Origin of the sequence: Duganella sp. Root198D2 (assembly GCF_001428585.1) — a bacterium.
Classification (GTDB): domain Bacteria; phylum Pseudomonadota; class Gammaproteobacteria; order Burkholderiales; family Burkholderiaceae_D; genus Rugamonas.
In genome coordinates, this window is the sequence record NZ_LMIC01000044.1 from 95,105 (window position 1) to 108,566 (window position 13,462).

14 protein-coding genes and 2 tRNA genes are annotated in these 13,462 nt (G+C 59.5%); 5 read left to right on the forward strand and 11 right to left on the reverse strand.

What is annotated here, in order from left to right; translation table 11 throughout:
- Window positions 1-36 precede the first annotated feature (36 nt).
- From rplT to ASE26_RS22345, 6 genes are all read right to left on the reverse strand, one after another.
- Window positions 37-396 (reverse strand): 50S ribosomal protein L20, encoded by a 360-nt coding sequence (gene rplT, locus ASE26_RS22320; RefSeq protein ID WP_028101213.1) that lies wholly within the window; start codon window positions 394-396, stop codon window positions 37-39.
- 24 nt (window positions 397-420) lie between these two features.
- Window positions 421-618: a 50S ribosomal protein L35 gene (gene rpmI / locus ASE26_RS22325; protein WP_028101212.1), complete on the reverse strand. Its 198-nt coding sequence runs from the start codon at window positions 616-618 to the stop codon at window positions 421-423.
- Window positions 619-767: 149 nt separating this feature from the next.
- The gene (gene infC, locus ASE26_RS22330) at window positions 768-1,292 is read right to left on the reverse strand and encodes a translation initiation factor IF-3 (protein ID WP_082507057.1); all 525 of its coding nucleotides are present in this window, start codon (window positions 1,290-1,292) and stop codon (window positions 768-770) included.
- 49 nt (window positions 1,293-1,341) lie between these two features.
- Complete coding sequence (gene thrS, locus ASE26_RS22335) at window positions 1,342-3,249, reverse strand: threonine--tRNA ligase (protein WP_057246968.1); 1,908 nt, start codon at window positions 3,247-3,249, stop codon at window positions 1,342-1,344.
- Window positions 3,250-3,431: 182 nt separating this feature from the next.
- A tRNA-Val gene (locus ASE26_RS22340) sits at window positions 3,432-3,508 on the reverse strand.
- A gap of 34 nt (window positions 3,509-3,542) precedes the next feature.
- A tRNA-Val gene (locus ASE26_RS22345) sits at window positions 3,543-3,619 on the reverse strand.
- Between the two features lie 79 nt (window positions 3,620-3,698).
- Here ASE26_RS22345 and ASE26_RS22350 point away from each other — a divergent pair.
- Entirely contained in the window at window positions 3,699-4,604 is a 906-nt protein-coding gene (locus ASE26_RS22350; RefSeq protein ID WP_055924390.1) for a cation diffusion facilitator family transporter, read from the forward strand.
- A 120-nt stretch (window positions 4,605-4,724) separates the two neighbouring features.
- Window positions 4,725-5,579: a flocculation-associated PEP-CTERM protein PepA gene (pepA, locus tag ASE26_RS22355; RefSeq protein WP_156409994.1), complete on the forward strand. Its 855-nt coding sequence runs from the start codon at window positions 4,725-4,727 to the stop codon at window positions 5,577-5,579.
- Here the strand turns inward: pepA and ASE26_RS22360 are convergent.
- A complete protein-coding gene (locus ASE26_RS22360; RefSeq protein ID WP_082507058.1) occupies window positions 5,556-6,035 on the reverse strand; it encodes a lipocalin-like domain-containing protein in 480 nt (159 codons plus the stop codon). The genes pepA and ASE26_RS22360 overlap by 24 nt on opposite strands.
- A 99-nt stretch (window positions 6,036-6,134) precedes the next feature.
- Between ASE26_RS22360 and ASE26_RS22365 the strand changes: the two genes are divergently transcribed.
- A complete protein-coding gene (locus ASE26_RS22365; RefSeq protein ID WP_057246970.1) occupies window positions 6,135-6,983 on the forward strand; it encodes a LysR family transcriptional regulator in 849 nt (282 codons plus the stop codon).
- Between the two features lie 71 nt (window positions 6,984-7,054).
- Here the strand turns inward: ASE26_RS22365 and ASE26_RS22370 are convergent, their stop codons facing one another.
- The 3 genes from ASE26_RS22370 to ASE26_RS22380 are packed head-to-tail and all read right to left on the reverse strand — an operon-like array spanning window position 7,055 to window position 10,569.
- A complete protein-coding gene (locus ASE26_RS22370; protein ID WP_057246971.1) occupies window positions 7,055-9,304 on the reverse strand; it encodes a bifunctional (p)ppGpp synthetase/guanosine-3',5'-bis(diphosphate) 3'-pyrophosphohydrolase in 2,250 nt (749 codons plus the stop codon).
- A gap of 26 nt (window positions 9,305-9,330) precedes the next feature.
- Window positions 9,331-9,678, reverse strand: a complete 348-nt coding sequence (locus ASE26_RS22375; RefSeq protein WP_055924404.1) for a RidA family protein — start codon at window positions 9,676-9,678, stop codon at window positions 9,331-9,333.
- A 9-nt stretch (window positions 9,679-9,687) separates the two neighbouring features.
- Window positions 9,688-10,569 carry an alpha/beta fold hydrolase gene (locus ASE26_RS22380; RefSeq protein ID WP_057246972.1) on the reverse strand — a complete coding sequence of 294 codons (882 nt, stop codon included), beginning with the start codon at window positions 10,567-10,569 and terminating at the stop codon, window positions 9,688-9,690.
- 73 nt (window positions 10,570-10,642) lie between these two features.
- Between ASE26_RS22380 and ASE26_RS22385 the strand changes: the two genes are divergently transcribed.
- The gene (locus ASE26_RS22385; RefSeq protein WP_057246973.1) at window positions 10,643-11,437 is read left to right on the forward strand and encodes a 3-hydroxybutyrate dehydrogenase; all 795 of its coding nucleotides are present in this window, start codon (window positions 10,643-10,645) and stop codon (window positions 11,435-11,437) included.
- On the opposite strand, the gene ASE26_RS22390 is transcribed toward ASE26_RS22385, so the two are convergent.
- Window positions 11,438-11,974 carry a gamma carbonic anhydrase family protein gene (locus ASE26_RS22390; protein WP_057247045.1) on the reverse strand — a complete coding sequence of 179 codons (537 nt, stop codon included), beginning with the start codon at window positions 11,972-11,974 and terminating at the stop codon, window positions 11,438-11,440.
- A gap of 135 nt (window positions 11,975-12,109) precedes the next feature.
- Between ASE26_RS22390 and ASE26_RS22395 the strand changes: the two genes are divergently transcribed.
- Entirely contained in the window at window positions 12,110-13,426 is a 1,317-nt protein-coding gene (locus tag ASE26_RS22395; protein WP_057246974.1) for a dicarboxylate/amino acid:cation symporter, read from the forward strand.
- Window positions 13,427-13,462 lie beyond the last annotated feature (36 nt).

Below are 13,462 nucleotides of genomic sequence, written 5' to 3' on the forward strand. Positions count from 1 at the left end.
TGAGCACCGCCCGAAGGCGGCACACATCACTGGCAATTAAGCAGCGATCTTGGCTTTGACGACGTTGACAATCGCTGCAAATGCAGGCTTGTCCATCACAGCCATATCAGCCAGGACCTTACGGTCCAGTTCAATAGCGGCCTTCTTCAGACCGTTCATGAACACGCTGTAGGTCACGCCGTGTTCGCGGGCAGCCGCGTTGATACGGGTGATCCACAGGGCGCGGAAGACGCGCTTCTTGTTACGACGGTCGCGGTATGCGTACTGGCCAGCGCGCATCACTGCTTGCTTGGCAATACGGAATACTTTACTGCGACGACCGCGGTAACCCTTGGCCAGGTTCAGTACTTTTTTATGACGGGCACGCGCGGTAACCCCACGTTTTACTCGAGGCATAGTAGCTCCTTAAATAATGTGAGATTAAGCGGTTGGCATCATACGCAGAACGCTAGTCACGTCCGACGCATTGATGTTACGGGTACCACGCAGCTGACGCTTGTTTTTGGTGGTCTTCTTGGTCAGGATGTGGCGTTTGAAGGCCATGCCCGACTTAACGGTGCCACCTGGGCGCACGCGAAAACGCTTTTTCGCGGAGCTCTTAGTTTTCATTTTTGGCATGTGAATGCTCCAATAATGACCGGATTGTAGGTGGCAACAACTCTGCTGCACTTTTAGTGCCTACTCTCACGGGAACCCAGGAGTATAACATAACTCCTGGAAAAACAAAGGGCAGACCGCAGTCTGCCCTTCTTAGCCTCGGAGGCCGATTACTTCTTTTTCTTCGGCGCCAGGATCATGATCATCTGGCGGCCTTCCATTTTCGGGAACTGCTCAACCTGGCCTACCGCCTCCAGGTCAGCCTTCAGACGCTCCAGCATACGCATGCCGATGTCCTGGTGGGCCATTTCACGGCCGCGGAAACGCAGGGTGATCTTGGTCTTGTCGCCCTCTTCCAGGAACTTGGTCAGGTTACGCAGCTTGATGTTGTAGTCGCCATCATCGGTGCCCGGACGGAATTTGACTTCCTTCACCGAGATCACCTTCTGCTTCAACTTGGCTTCGTGCGCCTTTTTCTGTTCCGAATACTTGAACTTACCGTAATCCATCAGCCGGCAGACTGGGGGACTCGCGTTCGGCGCGATCTCGACCAGGTCGACATCGGCCTCTTCCGCCAGGCGGAAGGCTTCGGCCAGGCTTACGATGCCCAGCGGTTCATTTTCCACACCCGACAGACGCATTTCAGGGTGGGTGATCTCGCCATTGATGCGATGGGAAGACTTGTCAGTAGCTATGGTGTTTCCTTCAATTTTGGTTAGTCGGCCGGTTGCGGTGTTTCACGCATCAGGCTTTGGTAGCGACGTCTTGCTGCAGTCGCTCCACCAGGGCTTCGATCGACATGACGCCCAGATCGATATTGCCCCGGGCACGCACGGCCACGGTGTTGGCATCCCGTTCTTTGTCGCCCACCACGAGGATGAAAGGCACTTTTTGGACGGAATGTTCGCGGATTTTATACGTAATCTTCTCGTTGCGCAAATCAGCAGCAACGCGGAAGCCCAGCTTGCGCAGCCTGGTTTCAAGCGCTTTGCAGTAATCCGCCTGGGCATCGCTGATGTTCAGAATCGATACTTGCTGGGGGGCAAGCCACATCGGCAGCGCACCGGCATAGTTCTCAATCAGGATGCCGATGAAGCGCTCGAGCGAACCCACGATGGCACGGTGCAGCATGACCGGGGTCTTGCGGGTGTTGTCATCCGCAACATATTCCGCACCGAGGCGGCCCGGCATGAAGAAGTCGACCTGCATGGTGCCAACCTGCCATGGACGGCCCAGCGAATCCTTCAGGTGGTACTCGATCTTCGGCCCGTAGAAAGCACCCTCGCCTGGCAGCTCGGTCCAGGTCACGCCGCAGGCGCGCAGGCCGGAGCGCAGCGCCTCTTCAGCCTTATCCCATACCTCGTCGTCGCCGATGCGGTTGTCCGGACGCAGCGCCAGCTTGACGTCAATGTTCTCGAAATGGAAATCTTTATAAACCTCCATCGCCTGCTGGTGGAAGGACACCACTTCCGGCTCGATCTGCTCGTTGGTGCAGAAGATGTGTCCATCATCCTGGGTGAAACCGCGCACGCGCATGATGCCGTGCAGGGCGCCGGAAGGCTCGTTGCGGTGGCACTGGCCGAATTCACCGTAACGCAGCGGCAGGTCGCGATAAGAACGCAGGTCGCTGTTGAAGATCTGCACGTGGCCCGGGCAATTCATCGGCTTCAGCGCGTAGGAACGGTTTTCGGACTCGGTCACGAACATGTTCTCGCGGTAGTTTTCCCAGTGTCCGGTCTTGCCCCACAGCGAAGCGTCCAGGATCTGCGGCGCCTTCACTTCCTGGTAGCCGTTTTCCTGGTACTTGCGGCGCATGTATTGCTCCACTTGCTGCCAGATGGTCCAGCCTTTGGGATGCCAGAACACCAGGCCTGGAGCCTCGTCCTGGAAGTGGAAGAAGTCGAGCTGCTTACCCAGCTTGCGGTGGTCGCGCTTCTCCGCCTCTTCCAGCTGGAACAGATACTGCTCCTGGTCTTCCTTCTTGGTCCAGGCGGTGCCGTACACGCGCTGCAGCATTTCGTTCTTGCTGTCGCCGCGCCAGTAGGCGCCGGCCAGCTTCATCAGCTTGAAGACCTTCAGCTTGCCGGTCGACGGCACGTGCGGACCACGGCACAAGTCGGTGAAGCTCCCCTCGGTGTACAGCGACACGTCTTCATTGGACGGGATCGAAGCAATGATCTCGGCCTTGTAATGTTCGTTGATGGACTTGAAGTAAGCCACGGCCTCGTCGCGCGGCAGGACCTTGCGGGTCACCTGCTCGTCTTTCTTCGCCAGCTCGGCCATCTTCTTCTCGATCGCCACCAGGTCGTCCGGGGTGAACGGACGCTTGTAGGAGAAGTCGTAGTAGAAGCCATTCTCGATGACCGGGCCGATGGTCACTTGCGCATCAGGGAACAGCTCCTTGACGGCGTAGGCCAGCAAGTGGGCGGTCGAGTGGCGAATCACGTCCAGGCCTTCCGCATCCTTTTCGGTCACGATGGCGACGTCGGAGTCCCTCTCGATCAGGAAGGAAGTATCGACGACCTTGCCATCAACCTTGCCGGCCAGGGCCGCCTTGCCCAGGCTGGTGCTGATGTTGGACGCAACTTGTGCCACGGTCAGCGGGGCATCGAATTGACGGACGGAACCGTCGGGCAGTCGGACTGAAACCATTATGGATCTCCGGAAGAAAAAGGTAATGCTGGAAAAAATGGACGAAAAAAAAACGCGGGCTAGCCGCGTTTTTCTTCAATTGAACAAGCAAAAGAAAGCCGATCGACTAGCGTCACTCACCAACCTTGATGGTAGTTCGCGGTGTCATAACCGGTGTGCCTTTCTCGCTCTTACAAAATGTCTGGTGGGCGGTGAGGAATTCGAATCCCCGACCCCTTGGATGTCGACCAAGTATTCTAACCAGCTGAACTAACCGCCCGTGTCTTTTGCAATGGTACTACATAAAAATATTCTGGTGGGCGGTGAGGAATTCGAATCCCCGACCCCTTGGATGTCGACCAAGTATTCTAACCAGCTGAACTAACCGCCCGAGAGCCAGCATTATAGAGAGCACTTCCCTCTGTGACAAGTGTTTTCCGAAGAAAACATTGCTGCTATATTCAGAGCCTATGCAAAACCACGATTCCACCCACCTGCACGCCCATTTGGATGGCGACGCGCAGCACGCCCACTTCAACGAACACCGCAGCCAGGCAGCGCTGGCAGCCGCATTGGCACTGACTTTGGGCTTTGCCGTGGTCGAAGTGGTGGCTGGCTTCATGGCCAATTCATTGGCCCTGATTTCCGATGCCGGCCATATGGTGACCGATGCCGCAGCGCTCGGCCTGGCCCTGCTGGCGCAACTGATTGCCAAGCGCCGCCCTTCCGCGCGCTACTCTTTCGGTTTCGGCCGCGCCGAAGCGCTAGCCGCTTTCGTCAATGGGCTGGCAATGCTGGTTGTCGTCGGATGGATTGTGTTTGAAGCAGTCCAACGCTTCGCTTCGCCAGTGCCGGTGCAAGGCGGCACGGTGCTGGTCGTCGCCGCCATCGGCCTTGCGGTCAACGTGCTCGTCGCGTGGAGCCTGTCGCGCGACAAGGAAAGCATGAATACCCGCGCCGCACTGGTCCACGTGCTGGGCGACCTGCTTGGCTCCGTCGCCGCTCTGATCGCCGGAGGCGTGATCATGGCAACCGGCTGGATGCAGATTGACCCGATTCTCTCTCTGCTGGTGTCGCTGCTGATTCTCAAATCGACCATCGGCGTGCTGCGCGAATCCTTCCACCATTTGATGGAAGGCGTGCCCGATAGCGCCGACTACGCCCAGATCGGCGCCGACCTGGCCGAAGTCCCGGGCGTCCTTTCCGTGCACGATCTGCACGTATGGGAAATGTCGCCCGGCCAGCCGGCCTTGATCGGCCACCTTGAAATCGACGACTTGCAGGAATGGCCGCAAATCCTGCACAACGTCAAAGCCATGCTGCTGGCAAAGCATGGAATCGATCACATCACGCTTCAAGCCGAACCGCAGCTCTAATGAAAACGTCGGCGCAATTGACGCACGCGCCGACGTAACAGGCGGGACACTCCGGGCACAAATGATGCTCATCAGGATATTAGCCGAACGGCTAATTCCTCATCATTCCCGGAGGTCACAATGCATAATCTTCCAAAACTTGGGGCAGCCATGACCCTGGCACTGGCGCTCGCCAACGCCAATGCCTCACCTGCCTTTCTGATCGATCCGAATTCGAATGGCGGCGCCCTGACCAACGGCGGCCAGACGTTCCGCGCCACGGCAATCAACGGCATTTCATCACACCGCATCAGCTATTCCGGCAATCCCTTGCTCGCTGCCGGCGCAGGCGCCACTTACGTCTCGAAAGGCTATGTGACCTTTGACAGCTTTTCCGACAACGGCATGCCAGTCTCTGCAGGAAGAAGCCGAGCCAATCTTGACTATGGACTGTATGGCACATTCCAGACTACATTCCATTGCAATTCCCTGCTTGGCCATGGCGTCGGCTGCCAGATCACCAATTTCGATTTCGATATGTATGCCGATCCGGGCGCCGACAACATCTATCACGCCGCCACCCTGGCAGCGGATGGTTGGGTCGATACGTTCGGCCAGCAATACAAACTGGCGCACTCCAGCCATGCGGTACGGCACGGCCTTGGCGGCCTGAACGAGTTAGGTGGCGCCTTCGTCAACCTGAATTTCGGCTGGACACTCACCGACGAGGGTAAGGCATACTTTATCGACCCGGTTCCGTTCTACTCTGCCGCCTTCAGTGCATCCAATAACACCAGCCTTGGCATCTTGTGCGATACCGCCAACTGTGCCGACGCACGCATTGTCGCTATTTCGTCCATCAGCGGAATCCAGGATTTCAATGGAATTCCCGAACCTGGCGCCTTATGTTTGTTCGGGCTCGGGCTGATGGCCTTGCGGGCGTCGCCGCGCCTTACATTGCGCAAAGGCTTGTCACGGCAAGCGTCGCCAAACTGAGATCGGCACATCGCCATCAGGTCGCGGCGGCACCCGCCATTCGAGGACGTCACCCCGCAACTGGTATCCGCGCCGCTGCACCGATCCATCCCATTGTGGATTCGAGGCAGCGGTGATGCGGAACACCAGCTTGTCCTGCTCCACGGAGATGCTGCCGAAATGGGCGCTCATGGCGAGCAATAGCCGCTTGTACTCTTGCGCCCCGGCCGCGCGAAAGTCGCCTTCGAAAGGCGGCCTTTCGGCATGGTAGATCTGCAGCGCATATCGCCCGTCGCTTGCCACATTCAGCATGCCGCGCGGTTTTGCACCGTAATCGTTACTTCGACTGCCGTCGCGATGCTCCCGATAGGCACCGATCAGCTCCCACGAGCCTGCCAGGCCCGCCGTGGCAGCGGGCATATCGGTGGCCGCCGCCGCGCCACAAAGCACCAACGTAGCCAAAACAAATTTCCTCATTGCAAACCTCCATTCTGTTGGACACTCGATAGAGGATAGCTGGCTTGATCGCGCAGTAATATTGCAAAAACCTCGCGCCACCCGTGCATAATTGCACCGATGGATACCCCTGACTGGAACGATCTTCGCTACTTCCTTGCCGTCATCGAGTCTGGCTCGCTGTCTGCAGCCGCGCGCTCGCTTGGTGTTGAGCACACAACCGTCTCGCGCCGCATCGAGGCGCTCGAAAAAGTACTGGGCGTGCGGCTATTTGACCGCTTCGCACGCGGGTGGTCATTAACCACTGCTGGCGCAGAGCTACTACCCCAGGCGCGCCGCGTGGAGGAGGAAATCCAGGGATTGCTGCGGCTGGCGACTGGCGCTGCCGACGGATTTGGCACGGTGCGCATTTCCGCACCACCAGCCATTGCAGCCCATTGGATCGCGCCGCGCTTGGCAGGGTTGCATGCGCAACTGTCGGGAATTCAAATCGAGTTGGGTGCCGAACCGGCCCACGTGGATTTATCGCGGCGCGAGGCAGATATCGCGATCCGTTTTCGTCGGCCATTAGCGCCCGATCTGGCGGTACGGGTCGTCGCAACCGTCAAATATTATCTGTGCGCCACGCCTGAATATCTCGCCTCGCATAACCCGGACCAATGGGAATTTATCGGCTACGACGAAAACCTCGCAGAAACACCGCAGCAGGAGTGGCTGGAAGCATTTGCGGCGGGCCGGCCCTATGTTTTTTACAGCAACGACCTTAATTCAATTGCGGCGGCAGTGCGTTTTGCGGCTGGCATTGCAATCCTGCCTGATTACCTCGCCGCGGGCTTGATAATCCCCGACATTATCTGCCCGGTGCAGCGCGAACTATGGATGGTGATTCACGATGATGTGCGCAAATCGCCTCGCGTGCGGCGCACTGCCGACCTGATCGCACAACTGTTCAGCAGCCCAGCGAACTAGCTTCTGGCTGCAACGCGCCAAGCCTTGGCACGTTGCAGGCAAGCCCGCAGAGGGAGGCAAGTCGCCTCGACTCAAGCACGGCGGGCTTCGAGGATGCCGCTGACTTCGCAGATCGCAGCGAGGGCTTTTTGCAATTGGCTGGTAGCTCCGATCTCGACCGTAAATGTCATGCGGGCCTGGCCTTTGGCAGACTGGGTATTTACACCGGTAACGTTGATTTTCTCGCGCGAGAAAATCTCGGATATATCTCGCAATAATCCCTGGCGGTCGGCAGCCAATACAAACAGATCGACCGGGAATACCGTATCGGAGCGGGCTGCGCCCCATGCCGTCACGATTACCCGTTCGGGCGCCTTGGAACGCATTTCGGCAAAGTTTTTGCACGAGGCGCGGTGAATCGACACACCTTTGCCGCGCGTGACAAAACCGACAATTGGATCGGGTGGCGCCGGTTTGCAGCATTTGGCCAGTTGCGTCATCAAGCCATCGGTGCCGACCACCAAGACGCCCGATTTGGCGCCCGATTCCACGCTCGAAATGCGGCTCTTATTCACCGCCACCTGGTCGGTGGAATCCTCTTCCGATTCAGCCGGGTCGCGCAAGGCGGCTTCGACGTGGCGAAGCGAGAACTCATCCTTGCCAACAGCCAGGAACAGGTCATCCACTTTGCCAAAGCCCAGCTTTTGCGCCAGGCTTTCCAGGTTGACGGCAGTCTTGCCTTCACGCTGCAGCGATTTCTCGACCAGGGAACGGCCGTTGGCGACAGTTTCCTGCACGTCGATGGCGTGGAACCACGCACGTACCTTGGTACGCGTCCGGTTCGAAACCGTGTAGCCAGGGCTCAGCCAGTCGCGCGACGGGCCAGCCGTGCCGGGCGCGCCCTTGGCGGTAATAACTTCGCAAGTTTGCCCGCTTTTCAAGGCGGTATTCAGCGGCACCATCTGGCCGTCGACGCGCGCACCGCGGCAGCGGTGGCCCACGTCGCTGTGCAGGTGGTAGGCGAAATCGATCGGCGTAGCGCCGACCGGCAGTTCGATCACGCGCGCCTGCGGCGTCAGCACGAAAATGCGGTCGTCCAGCGTGGCGGACTTGAGTTTCTCGACCCATTCGCGCTGCTGGTCCTCGTTATTGACTACAGCATCGGCAACTTCGGTTTTCCAGGCCAGCAGCTGGCGCAGCCAGGCGATCTTCTCGTCATATTGCTGGCCTTTGAAGTTGGAACCGCCCTCCTCCTTGTAGCGCCAGTGCGCAGCCACGCCGTATTCCGCGAAGCCGTGCATCTCCTGCGTGCGGATCTGCACTTCGAGCGGTCGGCCATCGTCCGCCGTCACCACGGTGTGCAGCGACTGGTAGCCGTTTGCCTTGGGACGGGAAATGTAATCGTCGAATTCTTTGGGGATCGGGGTCCAGATATTGTGGACCACGCCGAGCACCGTATAGCAGGTCTTCACGTCGTCGACGATCACGCGGAAGGCGCGCACATCGTACAGTTCAGAGAAGTCCAGGTCCTTGCCCTTCATCTTGTTCCAGATGGAATAGATGTGCTTGGGCCGGCCGAAGACTTCGGCCTTGATGCCCGCTGCAGCCAATTCGGACTGCAGGCGCGCAATGGAAGACGTGACGAAGCTCTCGCGCGCCATGCGCTTCTCTTCCAGCATCTTCGCAATGCGCTTGTAGGTATCCGGCTCGATGAAGCGGAACGACAGGTCTTCCAGCTCCCACTTGATCTGCCAAATGCCGAGGCGGTTGGCCAGCGGAGCGTAAAGGTCCAGGGTTTCGCGGCCGTAGGCGCGGGTCACTTCATCAAAGCGCTTGATATCGGAGAAGTAACGCAAGGTGGTGCAGCAGGATGCCAGGCGCACCAGCACCACGCGCATGTCGGTGGCCATTGCCAGCAGCATCTTGCGCAGCGACTCGACCTGGGCCATAGCCTGCTGCGCCGCATTCTTGGTGCGCGCAGCGCTGCCGGAAGACGCCAGCGTCAGTTCGCGCAGCCGGATCAATTGGCGCACGCCAGCCACCAGGTCGTTGACTTCCTGGCCGTAGCGCGGCTCGATGAAAGGGGCGGTATCGGCGTCGAGCAGGGTCAGCTCGAACATCAGTGCCGCGATGCGGGTTTCCGCATCGGTGCGCAGGATGGCCAGTGTGCTGGCCACCCCGACGGCAAACTCCAGGGCATCCTGCCCGTGGCCGGTGATACGTCCGCTGTACGCCTGGCTGGCGTGGTCGAGCGCAGCCAGCACGCGCGCCCCATCGTCGGCGGACAAGCCTTGTACCAGCGCGTCCGTCGTTGCGCTATTGAGAGCCGCGATTGAAACCATTGCTGAAACCTTTACGTACTTCTAACTTACTTCTGGGCGGCAGTCACCACGATTTCGATGAGCCATTCAGGATTCGCCAGTTGCGCCTGGACAGTCGCGCGCGGCGGGGTATTGCCTTCCACAACCCAGGCTTCCCACACTTCATTCATGGCGGCGAAATTGGCCAGGTCGGTGATGTAGATCTGGGCGCGCAGGATGTGCGCCTTGTCGCTGCCGGCTTCGGCCAGCAGGCGGTCGATGTGGCCCAGCACTTCCGCAGTCTGCGCCTTGATGTCGCCAGCCTTTTCGGCGATCTGGCCGGCCAGGTACACGGTGCCGTTATGGACGGCGATTTCCGACATGCGCTTACCTACGTGAAAACGTTTGATTTCCATGCTTCTCTCTTAGTGGTTCAACAAAAAATCTTTCGCAATCGCGATCTGGTCGTCGTGCAGGAAGGTCGGCGCGTGACCGACGTCCGGGATTTCCACCAGCCTGGCTTTCGGACCGCGCTGCGTCATGGCTTCCGCAGTTTCGCGCGACAGCAGGTCGGAATTGGCGCCGCGCACCAGCAAGGTCGGGCAGCGGATCGCATCGTAGGCCGCCCACAGCATGGCTTCGTCGGCCTTGGCCGATTCCGGCGTCACAGACTGGAACGGCAAGGCCAGGCCCATGTCGTAGTGGCGCACCCACGAGCCGTCCCTGTCCTGGCGCAGCACGTCGGCGGCCAGCTTATGCCATTCCGCATCCGTGTGTTCGCCGAACGTAGTCGAAACCATCTTCACGAATTCGGCGCCAGCCTTGAAGGTCGGGAAGCGCACTTCCTGCGCGATGTAATCGCCGATGCGCTGGATCGCCAGCGAATCCAATGTGGGGCCGATATCGTTCAATATCAGCTTGCTGACCGGATTATCCGGCAGCGAGGCCAGGCCCATGCCGATCAAGCCGCCCATGGATGTGCCGAACCAGTCGACCGTCTGGCGCTCGCCATTGGCCAGCACGCGCGCCAGCAGCGTCACCATATCGCTGACATATTGCGGCAATCGGTAGAGCTGGGGATTGACCAGGCTGCCGGAACGGCCGCGGCCCACCACATCGGGACAGACCACCCGGTAATCCTTGCACAGCGACTGTGCAAGATTGTCAAAATCATCCGAAACACGGGTAACGCCGTGCACGCAGACCAGTACGTCCGGGTTGTCTTCTTCGCCCCATTCCTTGTATGCCATCTGGTGCAAACCAGACATGGAGAAACACTGAACGGACTTGATTTTAGCTTCTGGCATTCGGTTCCTCGCTCCCCGTACTATTGGTTTTTGCGCTACATTCTACATTGGCTAACTAATTATAGGGGACCAAATGGTCAGCACGACTCTGCGCGGCAAAACTGCGCTCGTAACCGGCTCTACTTCCGGCATCGGCCTGGGCATCGCGCGCAGCCTGGCAGCGGAAGGCGCCAACATCGTATTGAACGGCTTTGGCGACGCGGGCGAAATCGCCCGTCTGCAGGAATCGCTGGCCGCCGAATTCGGCGTGCAGGCAGGCTACCACGGCGCCGACATGAGCAAGCCGGCCGACATCGAGGCCATGATGGCCTATGCTGCCGGCAAATTCGGCGGCGTCGACGTGCTGGTAAATAACGCCGGCATCCAGCACGTGGCCAACATCGAAGACTTCCCGGCCGAACGCTGGGATGCCATCATCGCCATCAACCTGACTTCGGCCTTCCACACCACCCGCCTGGCACTGCCGCACATGAAGGCGCGCAACTGGGGCCGCATCATCAACCTCGCTTCCGTACACGGGCTGGTGGCATCGGCCGGCAAGTCCGCCTACGTCGCTGCCAAGCACGGCCTGGTCGGCTTTACCAAGGCCACGGCGCTGGAAACCGCCAAGACCGGCATCACCTGCAACGCCATCTGCCCTGGCTGGGTCTTGACGCCGCTGGTGCAGAAACAGGTCGATGCCCGCGCCGAAAAGGACGGCCTGTCCAACGAAGCGGCCAAAGCTGCCCTGCTGGCGGAAAAACAGCCGTCTGGCGAATTCGTCACGCCGGAGGAGCTGGGTGCCATGGCGGTCTTCCTGTGCTCCGATGCCGCCCGGCAGATGCGCGGCGTGGCCTGGAATATGGATGGCGGCTGGGTCGCTCAGTAATCAGTCCTGCTGCGCCAGGTAGTTATTCTTCAGGCGCATATAGTGCTCGGCCGAGTACTTGAAATGCGCAATCTCCTGCTCGGTCAGCTCGCGGATGCGCATCGCGGGCCGGCCGACATACAGTCCACCACTCTTCAGCACCTTGCCGGGAGCCACCAGGCTGCCCGCCCCGACCATCACGTGCTTTTCGATGACCACGTCATCCATGATGATCGAACCCATGCCGACCAGGCATTCGTCGCCGATGGTGCAGCCATGCAGCAGCACCGAATGCGCAATCGTGACGTGCTTGCCGATCGTCAGGGCCGCCCCTTCCGGTTTGGCTGCAGAACGGTGCGATACGTGGCACATGGCAAAGTCCTGTACGTTGCTGCCTTCGCCGATCGTGATGCGATTGACGTCGCCGCGCACAACCGCATTGCACCAGATCGAAGCATCGCGGCCGATGCTGACGTCGCCGATGATTTGCGCGGACTGGTGGACGAACACGCCGTCTGCCAGCTGGGGGAAGGTATCGAGGTAGGGTTGCAGGGTCATGCCAGGATTATATGGCGTGCGGCGCTGCAGCATCCACCCCATTGTGGTTTTCCACAATGGGGATAGACACAATAGCGGCAAGACAAGCCGTTTGCCATGATGAGGATATTCGGAGACAAACGAGGCCCCCTCATCATGGAAAAGAAACCCTTCTATAAAGTACTGTACGTCCAGGTACTGTTCGCCATCTTCTGCGGCGTCATGCTCGGCATCTACCTGCCGGCCGACGCTGTAGCCATGAAACCGCTTGGCGACGGCTTCATCAAACTGATCAAAATGATCATTGCCCCGGTCATCTTCTGTACCGTGGTGAGCGGCATCGCCGGCATGCAGGACGTGAAGAAGATTGGCCGCGTCGGCGGCAAAGCCCTGCTCTACTTCGAAATCGTTTCCACCTTCGCACTGGTCATCGGCCTGGCCGTTGCCAACTTCATGCAGCCTGGCGCCGGCTTCAATGCCGACCCGCACACGCTGGACACCAAGTCGATCGCCCAGTACACGGAAAAGACCAAGGCGCTGACCACCACCGACTTCCTGCTGAATATCATCCCTAACACCGTGTTCGATGCCTTCGCCAAGGGCGACATCCTGCAGGTGCTGCTGGTTGCCGTGCTGTTCGGCTTCGCCCTGTCCCTGCTCGGCGAGCGCGGCCGCCCGGTACACAAGCTGATCGACGAGGTATCGCACGCCTTCTTCGGCATGGTCAACATCATCATGAAGGCCGCCCCGATCGGCGCCTTCGGCGCCATGGCCTTCACCATCGGCAAATACGGCATCGCTTCCCTGCTGCCGCTGGCCAAGCTGATGGGTTCGTTCTACCTGACCTGCCTGCTGTTCGTGTTCATCGTGCTGGGCCTGATCGCCAAGTACACCGGCTTCTCGATCGCGCGCTTCATCTCCTACATCAAGGAAGAACTGCTGATCGTGCTGGGCACCTCCTCCTCGGAAAGCGCCCTGCCTTCGCTGATGCGCAAGCTGGAAAAACTGGGCGCCTCCAAGCCAGTGGTTGGCCTGGTGGTACCGACCGGCTACTCCTTCAACCTGGACGGCACCAATATCTACATGACCATGGCCGCCCTGTTCGTCGCCCAGGCCACCAATACCGACCTGACGCTGTGGCAGCAACTGACCATCCTCGGCGTTGCCATGCTGACCTCGAAAGGCGCCTCCGGCATCACCGGCGCCGGCTTCATCACCCTGGCTGCCACCCTGGCCGTGGTGCCTAGCATCCCGGTGGCAGGCATGGCGCTGATCCTCGGCATCGACCGCTTCATGAGCGAATGCCGCGCCCTGACCAACTTCGTCGGCAACGGCGTGGCAACCCTGGTGGTCGCCAAATGGGAAGGCGAGCTGGACATGGACACCCTGAAGCGCGAACTGGCCAATCCAACCCCGCTGAATGCGCCAGCCCAGCCGGTTGCCGCGGAAGCCCTGGCCGCCACTGCCGAATAAGCCCGCAACTCCCGTATCATCAAAACAGGCCCCATG